The following is a 20,029-nucleotide window of genomic DNA, read 5'->3' on the forward strand; positions in this document are numbered from 1 at the left end:
GGCGGCGGCGCTGTCGGGTGCGACGGTGGGCACGGCCTTCGCGGCGCGTCCGGTTCGGTTGTCGGCCCGCAAGTTCTGGGTCCGGCACGCCGCCGACGCACGGGGCGCGGTGCATCTGGACGCGGGTGCGGTGGCGGCCGTGGCCGAGCGTCGCCATTCCCTCCTGGCCGCAGGGATCACCGAGGTGACCGGGCATTTCTTCGGCGGTGACGTGATCGATCTGATCGCCCCGGACGGCGGGCTGGTGGCGCGCGGCGTGGCGGCCTACGACAGCGATGAGCTGCAGACGATGAAGGGTCGTTCCACGGCGGTGCTGCCCGACAGCATGCAGCGCCCGGTGGTGCACGCCGACGACCTGGTGAAGGTCTAGTTCACGGCGCAGCGGAGGTGTGATCTCGCAGCGCTGCCGAAAGGTCTGATCGCACCTCACCGTCCTGGTGCTCGTTTCCACTGCGAGTGAAGGCTTTTGGCGGTACAGCTCCGGTGCGCCGCCCCCGGTCGCGGCTCAGGTGAAGATCTGGTGGCGCTCCGGGCGCGGGCGGGTGAGGCGTCGGTTACGGGCGAATTGCGCTGGGGGAGAGGGCAAGTAACCGTACAGACTGGGCGGTCGTTCTCCTACTGCAGGGGCAGTGGGAGGGCGGGGGAAGGGCGGTGGGCGGGACCGGCGATCGGTTCATGCTGGAGGTGCACCCGGTGCCGCATCGAGATGTGCCCTTCGCCGATAGCGGTTGCCCGGATCCGGCGCGGTCCGCCCTTGCCGCGCCGGGCTCGCGGTCCGGTGGCCGCCCGCGGCTCCGGGTGCGCCCGCACCGCCCGTGGAGGTAGGTATGTACGTACCCCAACCTGATAACACCCCGTTGTGGCGGGCGAGCGGCCGTGACACCAGATCCGACGACCCGCTGCTGCCCGACTGGCACGAACTGCTGGCCGCCTTCTGCGGTCACATCGGAGATCAGCCCGAGGACCACCCGGTCACCCGCTGGTCCCGGGCGTTGGCCGAACTGCACCTGCGGCGGCGCGACGCTCCTTCCGGGGACGTGGGCGGGATCGACGAACTACGGGCTCAACTGGTCACGTTCATCGACGAGTGGGTGGCGAGCCGGGCGCTGCGGAGGGGTGCAGCGCGGGCCGAATCCCTCGGGGCCGTGGTGGATGCCATGGCGGCCGCCCACGTCCGCGCGGTGTATCTGCTCAGAACGTCCGAGAACGCGTCGGACGACGAAGTGCACGCCGCCTGGTTCCTGCTGGCGCAGATGGCGGACGGCTGGACCGATCGGGCCGCAGGGGTTGTCGGCCCGCGGATCCGCCGGTCCGCCTGAAGCGCCGGTGACACAACGGAATCCGGGCGGCAGGAGGTAGCCCGCGGTGGGCGTGTGGATTGCGCCGCACACGCCCCGCGGGCGCCTCGTTCACACCCGGGCGCCTCGTTCACACTGTCGCGGTCGAGCCGATCAGGTCGGGCGCGCCTCGATGACGCAGTCCGGGGCGGCGGTCGTGGTGACGCCGGTGAGCACGAAACCGCTGCGGGACAGCAGGTTTCCGAACTCGTTCTGGGTCCGTTCCCGGCCGCCGCGGGTCTGGATCAGCATCTCCAGGTCGATGACCTTGCCCGGGTGCGGACGGTGGTGCTCGGGCATCACCATCTCGATGATCAACAGCCGTGCTTCGGACTCCATGGCGCCGCGCACGGTGCGCAGGATGCGCTCGGCGTCCGCGTCGTTCCAGTCGTGGATGATGTGCTTGAGCAGGTAGGCGTCCGCGCCTTTGGGCACGACGTCGAAGAAGCTGCCCGCTTCGACGCTGAGGCGGCCGGTGAGCCCGGGGCCGAGTACCTGCTCTTCGAGGCCCTCGGCCACGCGCGGCAGGTCGAACACCGTGCCGCGCATGGACGGATGGCGTCGCAGGATGTCGACGAGCAGGCTGCCCCGGCCGCCGCCGACGTCCACGATCGAGCCGAAGCGCCCGAAGTCGAAGGCCGCCTGCAGTGGTTCGGTGGCGAGGCTGCTGACGCTGGTCATGGCCCGGTCGAAGACCTCCCCGGCCTCGGGGTGCTGCTCGGTGAACTCGAAGAACTCCATGCCCTCGAGTTCGGGCCAGAGCGACCCGCCGGTCCGGACCGAGGTGGCCAGATGCGTCCAATGCTTGCGATGCAGTTCGGAGCCGAAGAAGACGAACAGATCGCGCAGCGTGACCTCGGTATCGGTGCGCAGCGGCTGCGAGACGGCGGTCAGCTGGTAGCTCCCGTCCCGGCGCTGGTCGAAGACGCCCGCGCTGACCAGCAGGCGCAGCATGCGGCGCAGCGCGTCCTCGTCCACGTTCAGGGCGCGGGCCAGCTCGGCCGCGGTTTTGGGGCCGTCGGCCAGCGCGTCGGCGATACCGAGCTCGGCCGTCGCGCAGATGGCCTGGGAGACGTATCCGGCCGTTCCCAGTTCCAGGAGCGCGATGTGGCCGGGGACCAGCCGCCGGTGCAGGACGGCCAGGCTGTCCCGCAACCAGGTGACGGCGCGCAGGAGCGGCAGCGGTGGGATCTTCGATGGTGCGGACGCCATGGTGAACTCCCCGGGATCGTACGGCGACTGCGGGATTCGCCCGATCCTACGCGCCGCACCGCAGGTGGGCGGCGATTTCCGCGACCGGCGGCCGACGCTCCGGCGCGCCTCACGCGGAAACTCGGCGCGCCTTGTTCGGGAACCCCGCGGAACTCGGCCGGCCCTACCGCTCAGACGGCGGTGAAGGCGGACGCGTTCTCGCGGGCCCACTGTTCGAAGGTGCGGGCGGGGATGCCGAGCAGGGTCTCGGTGGTGTCGGCCGGGGTTTCGGGCGTGTCGGTGGTGAGGGCCCAGATGTTCAGCAGGGCGCTCACGATGTAGGGCGGCATGGTGCGCGACATCTGCGCCTCGGCCTCGGCGGGGGTGATGGTGGTGATCGGGATGTCCCGGCCGAGGGCCGCGGCGATATGGCCGACCTGGGAGCGGAAGCTGATCGCCTCCGGTCCGGTGAGCGTGACTGTGCGGCCCCGCAATTCGCTGCCAGTGAGGGCGGCGACCGCGATGTCGGCGATATCGCGGGGATGGATCATGGCCAGGGCCGCGTCCGGGTACGCGTGCTCGATGGGCGCGCCGGACGAGACCGCGGCGATCCAGCCGAAGGCATTGCTGTCGAAGCCGCCGGGGCGCAGCACGGTGGTAGTGAGATCGGCTGCGGCGAGCGCTTTTTCGACGGCGAAGTGACTCGCGCCGATGGGGTTGTCGGCGGCGTTCGGGTCGTCGACCGCGGAGGAGGACAGCAGCACGACGTGCTCGACCCCGGCGGCCGCAGCCGCCCGCGCGAAGGTGTTCGCGGCGGCGGGGTTGGCGTAGAGGAAGACCTGGCGCACGTCTTTCAGTGCGGCGGTGAGGCTTTCGAGATCGTCGGGCAGGGCGACGGCCTCGATGCCGGCGGGGAGATCGAGGGCGGACGGGTCCTTGCTGGCCGCGCGGACCGGGAGGCCGCGGGTGTGCAGGGTTTCGAGGACGGCGCGGCCGATCTGACCGCGAGCGCCGGTGACCAGGATTGTCATGAAATGCATGCTGTCATGCACACAGTTGCGCGTCAACATGAATATTCTGCTGTGCACGCAGATGCCGATAGGCATGCAGATACGATATGGGGATGACGACGGACGACCGCACCCCCGACGAGCTGCTGGATGCCATCGGCCCGGCCTTCGGCAAGCTCCGCCGCGGTGTCCTGCAGCAAGTCGAGAACCCGATCAGCGCCAAGGACTCCACCCGCGCCCTGGTGCTGGGCCTGGTCCTGGGCTGCGGGCAAGACCAGCCGGGGGAGATGACCGTCGGCGGTATCGCCGCCGCCATGTGTGTGGACCCCTCGGTGGCCAGCCGCATGGTCACCGACAACATCAAAGCGGGTTACTTGCGGCGCGTCCCCTCACAGCTCGACGGCCGCCGCGCGGTCCTCGAACTCAGCCCCGAGGGCCTCGAGTTCATGACCCGCTTCCGCGGGCAGCAGCGGGCCGCCTTCGAGTACATCACCGCCGAATGGCCGGAAGCGGACCGTCTCGACTTCGCGCGCCTGATGCTGCGCTACGTCGACGCCATCGAGAATCTCGAGAACCGGCGGCCCGCCCCGGACGCCTGAGCGTGTCAGGGCCCGGCGGTTCCCCCGTAGGCGGCGGCTTTGCCGTCGGGATCATGGTCCGGGCCGAAGTCGACGGCCGCATGCTCCCGGTCAACCTCCTCGATCCACCGGGCGGGTTCGGCCGGCAGCTTGCGCCAGCGCGCTCGCGGATCGGTCGCTTCGCCCCCGCTGTTCCCCTGACTCATGTTCGCTCCCTTCCCCGTTCGACGGTACGCCGAAGGTCAGGAAGGGGTGGCCAAGGCGAACGGGAGGACGGCGTCGGCTCCGGCGGCGCGCAGGGTGCGGGCGGCCATGGTGAAGGTCCAGCCGGTGTCGGTGAGGGCGTCGACCAGCAGGATCGGGCCGTCCACGGAGGTGAGATCCGGTGTCTCCCAGGCATTGTGGAGCGCTGCCACGCGGTGGGCGGAGTTGGCGGCCGAGACCGGTGGTAGGTCGGGGCGCAGCGCGAGGACGCCCAGATCCTGGAGGCGGCCGACCTCGGCGAGCCGCGCGGCCAGGGAACGGGTCAGCAGCGGGCGGGTACCGGAGTCCAGGGCCAGGACAGCGGTGGGGCGCCGGGCCCAATCCCATTCGCGCAGCACGGTGGTGCAGGCGCGGAAGACCTCGTCGGGGACGGGGGCGTCGGGGCCGTCGAGCAGGGGGCGTAGGCGCTGGCCCCAGCCGAGATTGCTGAGGCGGCCCAGTACGCGGCCGGTCTCGGGGCCGTCGGTGATCTTGCCGGACAGGGGGATTCCGAGTTTGGCCAGGCCGGTGGGCCACTGCTTGCGGGGCGCCAGGTCGATGCCGGGGCGGTCCAGGCGGGTGCGGATCTCGGCCAGGTCGGCGTCATCGACGGCGGTGTCCTGGGTGGCGCCGGTGCAGTTGTCGCAGCGCCCGCAATGGGTGCCGAGCACCAGGCCCGGATCGTCGAGTTGGCTGCGCAGGAACGTCATCCGGCACTGGGTGGTGGTCTGGTAGTCGATCATGGCTTGCTGCTCGGCCTCGCGGGCGACGCTGAGGCGCTCGTAGCGTTCGGTGTCGTAGACCCAGGGTTCGCCGGTGCCGAGCCAGCCGCCGCGCACCCGGCGCACCGCGCCGTCCACATCGAGCACCTTGAGCACCATCTCCAGGCGCGAGCGATTGAGCTCGACCAGCGGTTCCAGCGCGGCGGTGGACAGCGGGCGCTCGGTGTCGAGCGCGGCCAGCACCGACCGCACGATGTGCTCGCGCGGGAAGGCCACCGAGGCGAAGTAGCTCCAGATCTGACGGTCCTCGTGACCGGGCAGCAGCACCACCTCGGCCCGCTCGGTGCCACGGCCGGCGCGGCCGACCTGCTGGTAGTAGGAGATGGGGGAGGACGGTGCGCCCAGGTGCACCACGAATCCGAGATCGGGCTTGTCGAAACCCATTCCGAGCGCGGAGGTGGCGATGAGCGCCTTCACCTCGTTGTTCAGCAGGGCCGCCTCGAGCGCTTCGCGTTCGGTGGGGTCGGTCTGCCCGGTGTAGGCGGCGACCCGGTGGCCGTGCGAGTTCAGCACGTCGGCGAGATCGTGCGCCGCGGCCACGGTGAGGGCGTAGACGATGCCCGACCCGGGCAGCTCGTGCAGCCGTTTGCTGAGCCAGGCCGTGCGCTGGACCGCGTCGGGAATGCGCACCACCGACAGGTGCAGCGATTCCCGATCCAGGCTGCCGCGCAGCACCAGCGTGTCCGTGCCGATCTGGGTCGCCACATCGGTCACCACCCGATCGTTGGCGGTGGCCGTGGTGGCCAGCACCGGCACCTCCGAGCCGAGATCGGCGATGAGCGTGCGGATCCGGCGATAGTCGGGCCGGAAGTCATGCCCCCAGTCCGACACGCAGTGCGCCTCGTCGATCACCACCAGCCCGGCGTCGGCGGCCAGCTTGGGCAGCACCGAATCCCGGAAGTCCGGATTGTTCAACCGCTCCGGGCTCACCAGCAGCACGTCGACGTCACCGGCGGCCACCCGCGCGTGAATCTCGTCCCATTCGGTGACGTTGCCCGAATTGATGGTCGCCGCGACCACTCCCGCCCGCTCGGCCGAGGCCACCTGATTGCGCATCAACGCCAGCAGCGGCGACACGATCACCGTCGGCCCTCGCCCCTGCGCCCGCAGCAGCTTCGCGGAGATGAAGTACACCGCCGACTTGCCCCACCCGGTGCGCTGCACCACCAGCGCCCGCCGCCGCTGCACCACCAGCGCCTCGATCGCGACCCACTGGTCCTCCCGCAGCCGCGCCGCCGGCCCGGCCAGCTCCCGCAGCAGCCGCTCCGCGTCCTCGCGCAAGCCACCCGCGCCGGGCTGCGCGGCGGTATCGACGAACTCGAGGTCGGGGAGGTTCGGATCGGCTGAGGTCACGCCGACCATCGTGCCTCACCGCACCGACACCCCACGCCCGCCGTCCGGTTCTTCGACCGACTTCGCACCCCTGAGCCGCGTCCGGCCGCTGGGAACAGGCCGCGTCGGCCGACCGTGCCACCCGTCCGCGACGCAGCGCTGGCCGGTCGAGGGCATGCGAGCGGTTTCGTGCCCTTCCGCTCGCCGCGCGTATCCGCCGCTGGCCTGTGCGCGGGCATGGCACGGATCACTGCGCGGCAGCCGATCGGGCTCCCGAGACAAAGGTGCAAATACTCCCAATCGGACAAGCTTTGCGCGGGTGAGACACCGCCGGAACCCGCCTTGACTGCGGTGCCGTCAAGATCGCGCGGAATCCGCTGCGCGGACGGACAATAGGGTTCCGGGCACGAAGGGCGTCCGGGGGCGCGCAGGGAGACGCATATGCCGGAGAAGTTTCCGTCGCCCGCGGGGTGGACTCCGCCCGGGGCGCAGTTCCGTAGCAGCGGCACGGTGTCGCGCACGGTGGCCGGCATGCTGACGGGGTTGCTGATCACCCCCGTCGGGATCGCTCTGGCCGCCCGCGGCGCGGCCGGGACCAGACAGTGGACGATCCTGGGGGATTTTGCCGACCGCGTCGGCTCGACCGTTCAGATCCTGCTGGCCGCAGCGCTTTTCCTGCTGGTGGCGGCGCTGGCCGCCTATTCCCCGGCGGGCACCATCGTGGCCGGGCTGGTGTGGGGCGTGCTGCCCGGGATCATCCATTTCATCTTCCCGGACGACACCTTCCGGCTGATCGGCGATCTACCGCTGTCCGCTGAGATGCATGTCGCGCTGTATCAGTGGCTGCAGACCGGATTCCCGCTCATCGTGGGCATCCTGCTGGTGGGGGCGGGTGTAGCGGCGACGTTCCGCCGCCGCTGACCCGGCCAGCCCTTCACACAGCACTCAGCCCTTCACGCACAGGACCTGCCGCAGCGTGGCGACCACGTCCACCAGATCCGACTGGGCCGCGATGACCTGGTCGATGTCCTTGTACGCCGCGGGAATCTCGTCGATCACCCCGGCGTCCTTGCGGGACTCGACCCCCTCGGTCTGCTTGACCAGGTCGGCCACCGTGAACTGCTTCTTGGCCGCGTTGCGGCTCATCCGCCGTCCCGCGCCGTGCGAGGCCGACTGGAACGAGGCCGGATTTCCCTTGCCCCGAACCACATACGACCGCGTGCCCATCGAACCGGGGATCAGCGCGAGGTCGCCCGCGCCCGCCCGGACCGCGCCCTTGCGGGTGACCAGCATGGGCATCCCGTCGATGATCTCTTCTGCCACATAGTTGTGGTGGCAGGAGATGGGTTCGTCGAAACGCACTTCCAGCCCGTCGAATTCATCGCGCACGGCCTTGCAGACCAGCGCCAGGATGACGGCCCGGTTGCGGGCCGCGTACTCCTGGGCCCAGGTCAGGTCGCGTCGGTAGGCGTCCATTTCCGGCGTGCCGGAGAGGAATACGGACAGGTCGCGGTGCGGGAGGTCCTGGTTGTGCGGCAGCTCGCGGGCGACGGCCATGTGCCGCTGCGCGATCTCGTTGCCGATATTGCGGCTTCCGGAGTGCAGCAGGATCCACACCCGATCCTCGGTGTCGACGCACAGCTCCTGGAAGTGATTGCCGCCGCCCAGGGTTCCCATCTGGTTGTGGGCCTTGGATTCCCGGGGCCGCACGATCGGATCCAGCGTATCGAAGCCCTTCCAGAACCGCTCCCAGCCGGCTCGCATGGTGGTGCCCGCGGCGCGCTGGCCGAAGACCTCGGCGTTCAGGCGGTTCACGTCCACCGGTTCGCGGTGCGCCGCGAAGCCGACCGGTAGCGCCGCCTCGATGCGGGACCGCAGCGAGTGCAGGTTGTCGGGCAGGTCGGCCGCGGTCAGCGAGGTGAGCACCGCCTCCATGCCGCACCCGATGTCCACCCCGACGGCCGCGGGGGCGACCGCGTCCTGCATGGCGATGACCGATCCGACCGTCGCGCCCTTGCCCAGGTGCACGTCCGGCATCACGCGGACGCCGTACACCCATTTCAGTTGCGAGATATCGCGCAGCTGCTGGAGCGCGGCCGCGCCGACTTCATGCTCGTGGGCCCACATGAGCGTCTGCGCTCGGGTACCGCGCAGCTCGACGGGAAACATCGGACAGTCCTTTCTTCGACTGCCTTTCACGGTAGGCGCGCCGCCGGTCCCGGCGCATCGCATTATTTCGCGGTCAGGGTTCGACGAAGTCGGCGGTGAGGCCGCACAGCTTCCAGGCGCCGTCGCGCCGGACCATGGCGCCGGTGTAGTCGATGTCCTTGAAGTAGTGCCGGTATTTCTCGGGCAGGTTGGTGAAGGTTTCGTGGAATGCGAAGGTGGCGGAGTTCGGATCGGATTGGGTGACGCCGGTGACGGTGTTGGTGTAACCGGCGTTGCGTATTTCCGGGCCCAGGGTTTTGTCGTATTGCGGGGTGTATTGGAAGACTATTTCGTCGATGGCGTCGGCGTTCTCGGGGCAGACCAGCGAGCGGAATCCTTCCCAGTCACGGGCATTGGAGGTGGCGGCGACGGCTTTGGCGGCGTGCACCAATTCGGGATCGAGGGTGGCGGGGTCGCCGGGTTCGACACTGCGGTCGGGGGCATTGAATACGGCGGGCGCCGGCAGCGGTTTGTAACTGGCGGCCGTGAGGTGTTTTTCCAGTGCGCGCCGCCAGCTCCCGTCCTCGATCATCATGCGGATGATCGCGGTGATGCGGCCCTGTAATTCGATATCGCCTTTGCGTACCCCGACGCCGTAGCGTTCGCGGGTGAACCGATGCCCGGACAGCCGCAGCGTGCCGGGGTGTTCGTCGGCGTAGCCGGCGAGGATGACGTCGTCGGTGGTGACGGCGTCGACGGTGCCGCTGATCAGGTCGGCCACGCACTGCGGGTAGGTGTCGCGGGTGGTGAGGCGGACGAATCGGGCGAAGCTGCGGCGGATCTTGTCGGCGGAGGTGGAACCCTCGGCGGTGCAGACGGTGCGGCCGTCCAGGTCCTCGGGCTGGTCGATGCCGCGTTCGCTCTGCCGCACCAGCAGGTCCTGCCCGGCCAGCAGGTAGGGCCCGGCGAAGGAGACCAGCTGCCGGCGGGCGGCGGTGATGGCGTACGAGGCGACGACGAAATCGACGGTGCCGGAGCTCAACAGGGTTTCGCGCTGGTCGGCGCGGGCCTCGCGCCAGGTGATGTGCTCGGGTGTGACGCCCAGCTTCCCGGCGATATAGGTCGCGACATCGATGTCGAACCCGCGCGGTCTGCCGTCGAGGCCCTTGACCGAAAGACCGGGTTGATCGAATGCGATGCCGATGGTGAGCGTCCGCGGGGGCGGCGGTGGCGGCGCGTCGTCAGGTTTCGGACTATTGCCGCAGCCTGCCAAGGCTAGACAGGCGGTGACGGCGACGGCGCGGATCGCACGCTTCATCGAATCTGATCTCCTGGTGTCAGCTCCTGCGGCAATTGGTCAGCACATGGAGCATCCAAGCATCAGAGTCGGAAAAACACGCGGACATTGCGGAACCATGGGCGCGATTCGCCCATGGTTCAGTTAATTCCGCAATATTTCAGCGACCATCGTCTCGGGATTGCGACGGTCGCCGAGGTTCTCGTCGACGACGATCCCCGCGCGGCAGCCATCGGTGGAGTACAGCGAGTCCGCTTCGCAGGGCCGAGACAGTGCTGTGCAGGGTTCGCGTGCGGGTCAGCGGTTCGCGCGCAATCCATCCGCGATCACGGCGAAGGTGCGCTCGTGCAATCCCGGTGCGGCTCCGGCCTCGTGGACGGCGAGGAATACCCCCTTGATGATGGTCAGCAGATCGTCGACGCTGATCTCGGGCCGCACGGCGCCGGCGTCCTGGGCGCGGGAAAGCAGTATTGCCAGCGCCTCTTTCAGATCGTGGGACACCGTGCGCGGATATTCGCCGCCCCCGGAGCGCAGCGCGTCGGCCAGGTCCCGTTTGACCCCGCCCTCGAGCACCATCATCGCGAGGAACTCGAAGAACACCGGGCCGGGGTCCGCGGCCGCGGTCAGGGCGCGCGCGTGCGCGGTGATCTTCTCGACCTGATCGAGGATGGCGGCCTCGAAAAGCGCCTCCTTGGTGGGGAAGTGGCGGTACACCGTGCCGGCCCCGACGCCTGCCCGCCGTGCGATCTCGTCGAGCGGCACCGAGATGCCCTCGGCGGCAAAGGCTTCCTGGGCCGCGGCCAGGACCCGCTCGCGATTGCGGCGGGCGTCGGCGCGCAGGGGTCTGTCCGTCACGTCCGACAGCCTACCCAGCCGTTGACAAGCGGGGCGTGCGCCCCGATTATTAAGCGGGTTCAACGTTCCGTTTAGGAGATACTCATGACCACGTCCCTCGAAACCCCTCGTGAACTCGTGATTCGACTCTTCGACGCCTTGCCCGCGCGGGACGCGGATCGGTTCGCCGCGCTGCTCGCCCCGGATGTCGTCTTCGAGATGCCGTTCGTGATTCCGGGCGAACCGTCCCGGATCGAGGGCCGCGAGCGGATCCGCGCGTACCTCGCGCAGCGGTGGTCGGGCATGTCCGGCATCGAGATTCACGCCATCCGTCCGGTGATCCACGAGACCGCCGATCCCGCGACGCTCATCACCGAGATCGATGTCGATATCACCCGTCCCGGCGCCGAACGTACGTGGGTGCGGACGTCGGTCAATGTGATCCGGGTCGAGAACGGCCAGGTCGCTTTGTTCCGCGACTACATGGACACCGGCCGGATCGTGGCCATGCGGGTGCTGCGGGAGTGATGTGACGGCGATTACCCACCGAGTCGTCGACGAACAGTTAATGCATTAACTATTATTGCCCTAACGAAGACGACGGAGGAGGGCGGAACGGTGGAGGTCGACGACCCGCTGCGGCTGGACCGCCAGGTGTGTTTCGCGCTGGCGGTGGCGAACCGGTCGGTGCTGGCGGTGTATCGGCCCCTGCTGGAACCGATGGGCCTGACGCATCCGCAGTATTTGGTGATGCTGGCGCTGTGGGGTGAGGCGCCGATGTCGGTCAAGGACATCGGCGAGGCCATTCAGCTCGACTCGCCCACGCTGTCGCCGCTGCTCAAGCGGCTGGAGGCGGCCGGGCTCATCACCCGCCGGCGCGACAGTCACGACGAACGCAACCTGGTCGTGGATCTGACCGACGCCGGCCGCGAACTGCGCACCGAGGCGGAGCGGATTCCCCCGGCCGTGGTGGCGCGGCTGGGGGTGAGCCTGGCGGATCTCGAGGAACTGCGCGATGTGCTGAACCGGGTGAATGCCGCGGCGCGGCAGTCGGTTTCGCTGGAGACCGACCGCACCGGATCGACGAAGGGACACCGGAAATGAAGCGCCCCAACCCTGTTCAGTGGCTGGCCTACGCGTTCGGCCGGGTGCTGCCCGGCGAGTTGCGCGAGTGGGTGCGCAACGACCTCACCGGTTCGTGGGCGGTGCCGCGGCACATCCTGCGCCAGCTGGTGCCGCTGCTGCCGGTGTTCGCCCTGGCGTTCCTGCTGCCGGGCGAGCTGTGGCTACAGCTCTCGGTGATCCTGCTCGGCCTACTGCTGGCGCTGTTCTACATCGTGGCCTACATGCCGATGAACCGTGCCCACCGGTTGGTGAAGCACGGTTTCCCCGAGGATCTGGAAAGCCCGGCCCGGGCCGCGCGGCGTGCCGCGGAGCGGGCCGCCTACGAGGCCCAGTACCCGCACTGACACCGATGTCCGAAAGCGGTTGCTACCGAGCGTTTTCGGTGCAGGCGCTGGCGGCCACCCGGGCCGCGCGGGGCTGGGCGCTGCCCAGGTCGGGGAACGGGGGAGCGCTCTGGCCGAGTCCGGCGACCGCGTTCTGCTCGGCCTCGCCGAGGCTGGGGCCGACGGCCCAGCCCCAGGTGCCGTCCGCGCCCTGGGCGACCGCGCCGCAGCCGTCGGTGAAGCGCAGCACGATCTCGCAGTCGTAGCTGGCGCAGTCGCGGATGGCGGCGGCGTCGGCGACGACCCGATTCGCGTCGGTGCCGGTGACCGCGGTGTTCTTCAGGCGGGACAGCGCGAGGGTGCCGTAGTACTGGGGCGCGGCGTCGGCGCCGCCCGCCAGGGCCAGGCCCGACGTGGCCAGGGCCAGGGCCGCGGTGAGGGTGGCCGCTCCGGTGACCGGGGTGAGGCGTGCAACCGGCAAGTGAATTCCTGACGTTTCAAACGGACGAACGCAGGTGATGCTAACCGGTCGGGCCGGGACCGAGCGGTGAAATTCAGACGACGGGCGTGCGCGCCAGCGCCCGGCGCAGCGCGGTGAACGCGGTCGTGTTGGCGCTCTGGGTCTCTCGCAGATGGAAGGCCATCGACATGAACCCGTGCACGGTGCCGTTCCAGCGGTGGATCTCGGTCTCCACCCCGGCCTCACGCAGCCGCTGCCCGTAGGCCTCGCCCTCGTCGCGCAGCGGATCGAATTCCGCGGTGGCGATGTGCGCGGGCGGCAGCCCGGTGAGGTCGGCGATGGTGGGATTGGCGTAGGGGTCCGACTTCTCGGCGTCGGAGAACAGGTACTGCTCCCAGTACCACCGGATGTGCGCCGCGGTGGTGAAGTAGCCCTCGGCGTTCTCGGTGTGCGACGGGCGATCACAGGCCGGATCCAGCATCGGGTACATGAGCAGCTGGAACGCGATATCGGGTCCGTCGTTGTCGCGCGCGGCGATGGCCGCGACGGTGGCGAGATTGCCGCCCGCGCTGTCGCCCGCCACCGCGATCCGGGCGGGATCCCCGCCCAGGTCCTCGGCATGGGCGGCGGCCCAGCGCAGCACGGCGTAGGCGTCGTCGGCCGCGGCCGGGAAGCGGGCGTCGGGGGCGCGGCGGTAGTCCACCGACACCACGATCACCCCGGCCTCGTTGGCCATGGTGCGGCAGAAGCGGTCGTGGGAGTCCAAGCCGCACAGCACGAATCCGCCGCCGTGGTAGAAGACCACGATGGCCGGAACGGGTTCGGCGTCCAGCGGCCGGTACACCCGCACCGGCACCTCGGGCGCGCCGCCCGGGCCGGGCACCATTCGATCCTCCACTCCCGCGACGGGAATGGGCTCGACGGGTGCGGGTCGGCGGGCGGCCAGGAAGGCCCGTGCCTCGGTGGCGTCGAACACCTCGGTGCCCAGCGCCGGGAACGCCGCGGTGGCGGCGTCGACGAAGGTCTGCCATTCGGGGGACAGGGTCATTACGGGCCTTCCTGGATCGCGCTGTGTCACTGCGGGTTTCGCGGAACGGTCACATGCCGCGCGGAATGAACTTGCCCGCGGCCAGACCGCCGTCGATCGACACCTCCGCGCCGGTGATGTAGGCCGAGGCGTCCGAGGCGAGGAAGGCGACCAGTTCGGCGACCTCTTCGGGCAGGCCGGTGCGTTCCAGCGGCAGGGTCGGGAAGCTGCCGGGGCCGGTGGTCAGGTAGGGGACCATCGGGGTGGCGATGGGGCCGGGGTAGACCGAGTTGACCCGGATCTGGGACAGGCCCAGCTCCAGGGCGGCGACCTTGGACAGACCGCGCAGACCCCACTTGGAGGAGCCGTAGGCGGAGTGGTTCATCAGGCCCTCGAGGCCGGACTGCGAGGAGATGTTCACGATGGACCCGCCGCCATTGGCGGTCATGGCCGGCAGCACCGCCTTGATGCCGCGGAACGCGCCGACCAGGTTGACGGTCAGAATCCGTTCCAGCTCTTCGGGAGTGGTCTCGGCGATCGGCTTCATGGTGTAGATGGCGGCATTGTTCACCAGCACGTCCAGCTTGCCGAAGGTGTCGACGGCCACCGCCACGGCGGCGTCCCAGCTCGCGGAGTCGGTGACGTCGTGGCGTACGAAACGGGCGTTCTCGCCGAGGGATTCGGCGAGTTCCTTGCCTTCGGTCTCGAGCACGTCGGTGATGACCACCTGCGCGCCGCGCTCGACGAACAGCGTGGCCTCGGCCGCGCCCTGGCCGCGGGCGGCTCCGGTGATCAGGGCGACTTTGCCGGTCAGATCAGCCATTTCGATTTCCTTCTCTGTCTGAGTTGAGACGGTGCTACTTGTTGCGGAAGTGGGGGATGACCTTCTCCCCCCACTGACGGATGGTTTCCAGGCACGCCTGCTGGGGCACGGTGCCCATCTGGATGAGGCACAGGATCTCGTCGGCCCCGGCGTCGCGCAGCCGCTCGACGTAGGCGATGGCGTCCTCGGCGGTGCCGTAGGCGTGCTCGGTGTTGAAGATGGCCGTGGCCCCGGTCTTCACCGGGATCTTGGCTTCGTGCAGGTACGCGACGTGCTCGTCGGCGACCTCGCGCATCTTGGCGAGTTCGTCCACGCCCGGCTCCACGGCCTCGTCGGGCACCGGGCCCGCGCCGTAGTAGTACTTGATGGACTGGGCGAAGAACCGCTGCCCGCGCGCCCCGATCTGGCGGGCCCGCTCCCCGTCGTCGAGCACGATGGTCGGGCACAGCGCCGCGAAGTGGTCGTTGACGACGGTGGACACCAGGCGTTCGCCGGTGCGGGCGGCGATGGCCTCGTCGTAGATGCGGCGCAGTTCGGCGATCTCCTCGATGCCCGCGAAACCCAGGACCAGCGCGCCGATTCCGTACTCGGCGGCCAGTTTCAGGGTGTCCTTCTTGGTGCAGGCCATGAACAGCGGGGGATGCGGGCGCTGCACCGGCCGCGGCAGCAGGTGGTGCGGGCCGATGTCGAGCAGCTCACCGTGGTATTCGAATTCGCCCTCGGGGTCCTGCCAGGCGGCGGCGATCATCCGCAGCGATTCCTCGACCTCCTGGTAGGTGCGGTCGGGATCGACTCCGCACATGGAGGTCTCGACGGCGGTCGCGCCGCGGCCCGCGCCCAGGTTCAGGCGGCCGCCGGACAGCACGTCGAGCATGGCGGCGCGTTCGGCCGCGCGGACGGGGTGATTGAAGTTGAACGGCATGCAGACCACGCCGTGCCCGATCCGGATCCGCCGCGTCCGCGCGGCCACCCAGGTCAGGAAGATCTCCGGCGCGCTCATGTGCGCGTACCACTTGAGCCCGTGGTGTTCGACGGCCCAGACGGTGTCGAAGCCGACCTCGTCGGCCAGCACGGCCTGCTCGACGCAGTCGCGCAGCACCTGGGCTTCGTGGGCGGCGGTGGGGTCGGTCATCTGCGCTTCGAAGATCATCGAGAACTTCATCCGGGGCTCCTTGCGCGCGCTGACTCACCCGTCCGGGCGTTTATGCCTAAACGAAATACAACTGCACCCATAGCCTCAGGTCATGAGGTTGTCTCAGTGGCCGGGACCACACCGTGCCGGTGTTCCGCATCCGGACTTAGCGTCGGTTGAACAGCAGCGGAAGGACGGGATCAGGTGGGACAGCTGGACGGCAAGGTGGCGCTGGTGACCGGCGGCGCCCGGGGCATGGGAGCGGAGCATGTGCGCCGTTTCGTGGCCGAGGGCGCGAAGGTCGTATTCGGCGACGTGCTCGACGACGAGGGCAAGGCCCTGGCCGCCGAGCTGGGCGCCGCCGTCCATTACGTGCATCACGATGTCACCAGTGAAAGCGACTGGCAGGCAGCGGTTGCCGCGGCCGTCGCCACGTTCGGCAAGCTGGACGTGCTGGTCAACAATGCCGGGATCCTGCGGTTCAAGCGCATCCTGGAGATGAGCCTGGACGAGTTCAACACCATCATGAACATCAACGTCACGGGCGCTTTCCTAGGCATCAAGACCGCCGCGCCCGCCCTGATCGAGGCCGGTGGCGGGTCCATCGTGAACGTGTCCTCGGTCGAGGGCTTCGTCGGCGCGGCCGGTCTGTCGGCCTACAGCGCGAGCAAGTTCGCGCTGCGCGGTCTCACCAAGTCCGCCGCCCGGGAACTGGGGCACTCGGGTATCCGGGTGAACTCGATCCATCCCGGCGGTATCGCCACCCCCATGACCGCGTCCGTGGCGGGCGCGTCCGGGGTGGACGGCAACTCCTTCTTCTCCGAATTGCCCATTCCGCGCTGGGGTCAGCCGGTCGAGGTCTCCGAGGTGGCGTTGTTCCTGGCCTCGGACGCCTCGAGTTATTGCACCGGAGGCGAATTCGTCGTCGACGGCGGCATGCTGACCAGCTGCGGCTACTAAGGAACGAGATTCATGGAATTCGAATTCGACGTCGTTGTGGTGGGTTCCGGCGCGGCCGGCATGACCGCCGCGCTGACCGCCGCCTACCGGGGCCTATCGGTCACCCTGATCGAGAAGAGCAGCCTGTTCGGCGGCTCCACCGCGCGTTCGGGCGGCGGCATCTGGGTGCCGAACAACCCGGTGCTGCAGGCCGCGGGCGTGCCGGACAGCCCGGAGATGGCCCGCACCTACCTGAAAGCCGTTGTCGGCGACCGGGTTCCGGAGGCCAAGCAGCGCGCCTTCCTGGAACACGGCCCGGAGATGTTCCGCTACATCGGCGCCCGCTCCAAGCACTGGGCGTTCGCCTATGACCGCGGCTACTCCGACTACCACCCGGAGTTCCCGGGAGGTCTGGCGCAGGGTCGCAGCATCGAGCCCAAGATCATCGACGGCCGGCTGCTCGGCGCGGATCTGGACAAGATCAACCGCCCGACCATGTCCGCCCCCAAGGGCATCGCGATCACGGTCAAGGACTTCCACGACCTGAACATGATCGCCCGCACCTGGGCCGGCAAGAAGACCGCCATGAAGGTCGGCGCGCAGACCGCCCTCAATATGCTCAAGGGCGCCAAGCCGCTGAGCCTGGGCAAGGCGCTCGCCGCCCGGTTGTGGCTGTCGCTGCGCGACGCGGGCGTGCCGGTGTGGCTGAACACCCCGCTCACCGACCTGGTCGTCGAGGGCGGCGCGGTGGTCGGCGTGCGCGCCGAGCACGAGGGCCGCACCGTCACCATCAAGGCGCGCCGCGGCGTGGTGCTGGCCGCGGGCGGCTTCGAGCACAACCTCGAGATGCGTGAGCAGTACATCGACGGGCCGCAGAACACCGGCTGGACCGTGGGCGCGACCGAGAACGTCGGCGAGGGCATCGTGGCGGGCCAGAAGGCCGGCGGCGCGGTCGATCTCATGGACGACGCCTGGTGGGGTCCGTCGGTGCGCAACCCCGACGGCCCGCCGTTCTTCATGCTGGCCGAGCGCTCGCAGCCGGGCGCGATCGTGGTCAATGCCAAGGGCGACCGCTTCGTCAACGAGTCCGCGCCGTACGTGAACGTCGTGCACACCATGTACGACGAGGAGAAGAAGGTGCCGGGCAGCATTCCCGCGCACTTCATCTTCGACCAGAACTTCCGCGACCGGTACCTGTTCCTGGGCAACTTCCCGAAGCGGCCGCTGCCCCAGAAGTACTTCGACGCGGGCATCATCAAGCAGGCCGACACCCTGGCCGAGCTGGCCGACAAGCTGGGCATCCCGGCCAACAAACTGGCCGCCACCGTCGAGCGCTTCAACGTCTTCGCCCGCAACGGCCGCGACGAGGACTTCGGTCGTGGCGACTCGGCCTACGACCGCTACTACGGCGACCCGACCGTCAAGCCCAACCCGACGCTGGCCCCGCTCGAGCGCGGCCCGTTCTACGCGGTCGAGATGGTGCCGGGCGACCTGGGCACCAAGGGCGGCCTGGTCACCGACGAGCACGCCCGCGTGCTCGACGACCAGGGCGCGGTCATCGCGGGCCTGTACGCGGCGGGCAACAACTCCGCCGCCGTCATGGGCAACGACTACGCCGGCGCCGGCGCCACCATCGGCCCCGCCATGGTGTTCGGCTACATCGCGGCCAACCACCTCGCGGACGCCGACGCTCGTACCGGTTCGGAAACCACAGCGGCACAGGAGAACTGACATGGGACGCGTTGATTCCAAGGTCGTCATCGTCACCGGCGGTGCCCGGGGCATGGGCGCGGCCTTCGCCCGCAAGCTGGCCGCCGAGGGCGCGAAGGTGGTGATCACCGACGTGCTCGCCGAGGCGGGCGCGGCGGTCGCCGCCGAGATCGGTGACGCCGCCCGGTTCATCCCGCTCGACGTCACCGACGAGGCGGCCTGGAACGACGTGGTCGCGCAGACCGAGGCGGCCTTCGGGCCGATCTCGGGCCTGGTCAACAATGCCGGCATCGTGCACGTCGACCCGATCGAGAAGCTGTCGGAGGCCGACTACCGCAAGGTGATCGACGTCAACCAGGTCGGGGTGTTCCTGGGCATGAAGGCCGTCATCGGCTCCATGCGCCGCGCCGGGGTGGGTTCCATCGTGAACATCTCCTCGACCGGCGGCCTGATCGGCTACTCGAACATCCTCGGCTACGTGGCCTCCAAGTGGGCCGTGCGCGGCATGAGCAAAACGGCCGCACAGGAATTCGCGGCCGACAATGTCCGCGTCAACTCCGTGCATCCGGGCATCGTGGCCACCGAGATGGTGGCCGCGTCCGAGCGGTCGGCGAGCATCGCGGCCAACCAGCCCATCGCCCGACCGGCCACCCCCGAGGAACTCGCCAACATGGTGCTGTTCCTCATCTCCGACGACTCCTCCTACAGCACCGGCGCTGAGTTCATCGCCGACGGCGGCTTCACCACCCAGTAACAACTCCGTTGCGAGACAAGGAAACACCCATGAAGGACTTCCACGGCAAAGTCGCTGTGATCACCGGTGCGGGCGCGGGCATCGGCCGGGCCCTGGCCCTCGAGCTCGCTCGCAACGGGGCGCAGCTCGCGTTGTCGGGCCGCAATTACGACAATGTCGCCGAGACCGTGGCGCTGTGCGAGAAGGTGGGCGCCAAGGCCCGCGCCTACAAGCTGGACGTGGCCGACCGGGCCGCCGTCTACGCGCACGCCGACGAGGTCGTGGCCGACTTCGGCAAGGTCAATATCGTCATCAACAACGCCGGTGTCTCGCTGACCGCCAATATCGAGGAAGTCTCCTGGGAAGACCTGGAGTGGATCTTCGGCATCAACTACTGGGGCACCCTGCACGGCGTGAAGGCGTTCCTGCCGCACGTGATCGCCTCGGGCGACGGCCATTTCGCCAATGTCTCCAGCATGTTCGGCCTGGTGGCCTGCCCCAGCCAGGGCGGCTACAGCTCCTCCAAGTACGCCATGCACGCGATCAGCGACGCGCTGCGTCAGGAGATGATCATCGCGGGCCACCAGGTGGGCGTCTCCAGCGTTCACCCCGGCATGATCAAGACCGAGATCGCTTGGAAGGCACGGGCCGCCGCCACCCGCGACCGTGACGACCTGGCCGCCAACTTCGATCGCCTGGCCCAGACCAGCCCCGAGGACTGCGCCAAGGTCATCGTGAACGGCATCCGCAAGAACAAGCCGCTCATCCTGATCGGCAAGGACGCCAAGGCCATGAACGTCATGCGCCGCCTGCTCGGCTCGGGCTACATGAAGCCGCTGACGGCCCAGATGCGCAAGGAGATCTGAGCCGGCTCTCGGGAATTCCCGTGCCCCGGTGTGTTCGGCACCGGGGCACGAACCGAGGGCAGCGGTGGTCAACCCTGCTCGCCAGCCCTGCACCTCTCGGTGCGGGGCTAGCTCTCGTTGCCGCATAAATATGCTCTGA

General features: G+C 69.1%; 22 protein-coding genes. 11 read left to right on the forward strand and 11 right to left on the reverse strand.

The genetic code is table 11. The features are described from left to right. Together ACWELJ_RS14775 and ACWELJ_RS14780 are read left to right on the forward strand one after the other, a co-directional pair. The coding region (locus tag ACWELJ_RS14775) for a PUA domain-containing protein (protein ID WP_452366683.1) at positions 1–370 on the forward strand (370 nt) is incomplete at its 5' end. A gap of 457 nt (positions 371–827) precedes the next feature. Beyond that, positions 828–1,319 carry a DUF4254 domain-containing protein gene (locus ACWELJ_RS14780; protein WP_452366684.1) on the forward strand — a complete coding sequence of 164 codons (492 nt, stop codon included), beginning with the start codon at positions 828–830 and terminating at the stop codon, positions 1,317–1,319. 132 nt (positions 1,320–1,451) lie between these two features. Here ACWELJ_RS14780 and ACWELJ_RS14785 read toward each other — a convergent pair whose 3' ends face one another. Continuing rightward, positions 1,452–2,549, reverse strand: coding sequence for a methyltransferase (locus ACWELJ_RS14785; RefSeq protein WP_452366685.1), 1,098 nt, complete (start codon positions 2,547–2,549; stop codon positions 1,452–1,454). 170 nt (positions 2,550–2,719) lie between these two features. Next, entirely contained in the window at positions 2,720–3,559 is an 840-nt protein-coding gene (locus tag ACWELJ_RS14790) for an SDR family oxidoreductase (RefSeq protein WP_452366686.1), read from the reverse strand. A 92-nt stretch (positions 3,560–3,651) separates the two neighbouring features. Here ACWELJ_RS14790 and ACWELJ_RS14795 point away from each other — a divergent pair, with 92 nt between their 5' ends. After that, on the forward strand, positions 3,652–4,137 hold the full coding sequence (locus ACWELJ_RS14795) for a MarR family winged helix-turn-helix transcriptional regulator (RefSeq protein ID WP_452366687.1): 486 nt from the start codon (positions 3,652–3,654) through the stop codon (positions 4,135–4,137). Between the two features lie 5 nt (positions 4,138–4,142). Here ACWELJ_RS14795 and ACWELJ_RS14800 read toward each other — a convergent pair whose 3' ends face one another. Then, positions 4,143–4,322 carry a hypothetical protein gene (locus ACWELJ_RS14800; RefSeq protein WP_452366688.1) on the reverse strand — a complete coding sequence of 60 codons (180 nt, stop codon included), beginning with the start codon at positions 4,320–4,322 and terminating at the stop codon, positions 4,143–4,145. Between the two features lie 36 nt (positions 4,323–4,358). After that, positions 4,359–6,422: a RecQ family ATP-dependent DNA helicase gene (locus tag ACWELJ_RS14805; RefSeq protein WP_452366723.1), complete on the reverse strand. Its 2,064-nt coding sequence runs from the start codon at positions 6,420–6,422 to the stop codon at positions 4,359–4,361. Between the two features lie 492 nt (positions 6,423–6,914). Between ACWELJ_RS14805 and ACWELJ_RS14810 the strand changes: the two genes are divergently transcribed. Then, a complete protein-coding gene (locus ACWELJ_RS14810; protein WP_452366689.1) occupies positions 6,915–7,394 on the forward strand; it encodes a hypothetical protein in 480 nt (159 codons plus the stop codon). A 24-nt stretch (positions 7,395–7,418) separates the two neighbouring features. On the opposite strand, the gene ACWELJ_RS14815 is transcribed toward ACWELJ_RS14810, so the two are convergent. The 3 genes from ACWELJ_RS14815 to ACWELJ_RS14825 all read right to left on the reverse strand — a co-directional run bounded on the left by ACWELJ_RS14815 (position 7,419) and on the right by ACWELJ_RS14825 (position 10,773). Then, a complete protein-coding gene (locus ACWELJ_RS14815) occupies positions 7,419–8,642 on the reverse strand; it encodes an RtcB family protein (protein ID WP_452366690.1) in 1,224 nt (407 codons plus the stop codon). A gap of 73 nt (positions 8,643–8,715) precedes the next feature. Further along, positions 8,716–9,939, reverse strand: a complete 1,224-nt coding sequence (locus tag ACWELJ_RS14820; protein ID WP_452366691.1) for a glutamate ABC transporter substrate-binding protein — start codon at positions 9,937–9,939, stop codon at positions 8,716–8,718. A 276-nt stretch (positions 9,940–10,215) separates the two neighbouring features. Beyond that, positions 10,216–10,773, reverse strand: coding sequence for a TetR/AcrR family transcriptional regulator (locus tag ACWELJ_RS14825; protein WP_452366692.1), 558 nt, complete (start codon positions 10,771–10,773; stop codon positions 10,216–10,218). Positions 10,774–10,857: 84 nt separating this feature from the next. Here ACWELJ_RS14825 and ACWELJ_RS14830 point away from each other — a divergent pair, with 84 nt between their 5' ends. From ACWELJ_RS14830 to ACWELJ_RS14840, 3 genes are all read left to right on the forward strand, one after another. Beyond that, the gene (locus ACWELJ_RS14830; protein ID WP_452366693.1) at positions 10,858–11,280 is read left to right on the forward strand and encodes a nuclear transport factor 2 family protein; all 423 of its coding nucleotides are present in this window, start codon (positions 10,858–10,860) and stop codon (positions 11,278–11,280) included. A 90-nt stretch (positions 11,281–11,370) separates the two neighbouring features. Continuing rightward, the gene (locus ACWELJ_RS14835) at positions 11,371–11,856 is read left to right on the forward strand and encodes a MarR family winged helix-turn-helix transcriptional regulator (RefSeq protein ID WP_452366694.1); all 486 of its coding nucleotides are present in this window, start codon (positions 11,371–11,373) and stop codon (positions 11,854–11,856) included. Continuing rightward, positions 11,853–12,221: a DUF5313 family protein gene (locus tag ACWELJ_RS14840; protein WP_452366695.1), complete on the forward strand. Its 369-nt coding sequence runs from the start codon at positions 11,853–11,855 to the stop codon at positions 12,219–12,221. Before ACWELJ_RS14835 ends, ACWELJ_RS14840 begins: the two co-directional genes overlap by 4 nt. A gap of 22 nt (positions 12,222–12,243) precedes the next feature. On the opposite strand, the gene ACWELJ_RS14845 is transcribed toward ACWELJ_RS14840, so the two are convergent. From ACWELJ_RS14845 to ACWELJ_RS14860, 4 genes are all read right to left on the reverse strand, one after another. Next, positions 12,244–12,681, reverse strand: a complete 438-nt coding sequence (locus tag ACWELJ_RS14845; RefSeq protein WP_452366696.1) for a DUF4189 domain-containing protein — start codon at positions 12,679–12,681, stop codon at positions 12,244–12,246. Positions 12,682–12,754: 73 nt separating this feature from the next. Beyond that, entirely contained in the window at positions 12,755–13,708 is a 954-nt protein-coding gene (locus ACWELJ_RS14850) for an alpha/beta hydrolase (RefSeq protein WP_452366697.1), read from the reverse strand. Between the two features lie 49 nt (positions 13,709–13,757). Continuing rightward, complete coding sequence (locus ACWELJ_RS14855; protein WP_452366698.1) at positions 13,758–14,510, reverse strand: SDR family NAD(P)-dependent oxidoreductase; 753 nt, start codon at positions 14,508–14,510, stop codon at positions 13,758–13,760. Positions 14,511–14,544: 34 nt separating this feature from the next. Continuing rightward, positions 14,545–15,672: an LLM class flavin-dependent oxidoreductase gene (locus ACWELJ_RS14860; RefSeq protein WP_452366699.1), complete on the reverse strand. Its 1,128-nt coding sequence runs from the start codon at positions 15,670–15,672 to the stop codon at positions 14,545–14,547. A gap of 174 nt (positions 15,673–15,846) precedes the next feature. Here ACWELJ_RS14860 and ACWELJ_RS14865 point away from each other — a divergent pair, with 174 nt between their 5' ends. Genes ACWELJ_RS14865 through ACWELJ_RS14880 form a run of 4 tightly spaced genes read left to right on the forward strand, consistent with a single transcriptional unit; the run spans position 15,847 to position 19,890 of the window. Continuing rightward, positions 15,847–16,602, forward strand: coding sequence for a glucose 1-dehydrogenase (locus ACWELJ_RS14865; protein WP_452366700.1), 756 nt, complete (start codon positions 15,847–15,849; stop codon positions 16,600–16,602). Between the two features lie 12 nt (positions 16,603–16,614). Beyond that, complete coding sequence (gene kstD / locus ACWELJ_RS14870) at positions 16,615–18,312, forward strand: 3-oxosteroid 1-dehydrogenase (RefSeq protein WP_452366701.1); 1,698 nt, start codon at positions 16,615–16,617, stop codon at positions 18,310–18,312. Position 18,313: 1 nt separating this feature from the next. Continuing rightward, positions 18,314–19,045, forward strand: a complete 732-nt coding sequence (locus tag ACWELJ_RS14875) for a glucose 1-dehydrogenase (protein ID WP_452366702.1) — start codon at positions 18,314–18,316, stop codon at positions 19,043–19,045. Positions 19,046–19,074: 29 nt separating this feature from the next. Continuing rightward, positions 19,075–19,890 (forward strand): SDR family NAD(P)-dependent oxidoreductase, encoded by an 816-nt coding sequence (locus ACWELJ_RS14880; RefSeq protein ID WP_452366703.1) that lies wholly within the window; start codon positions 19,075–19,077, stop codon positions 19,888–19,890. Positions 19,891–20,029: the final 139 nt, after the last annotated feature.

The sequence above is a fragment of the Nocardia sp. NPDC004582 genome, assembly GCF_053602115.1.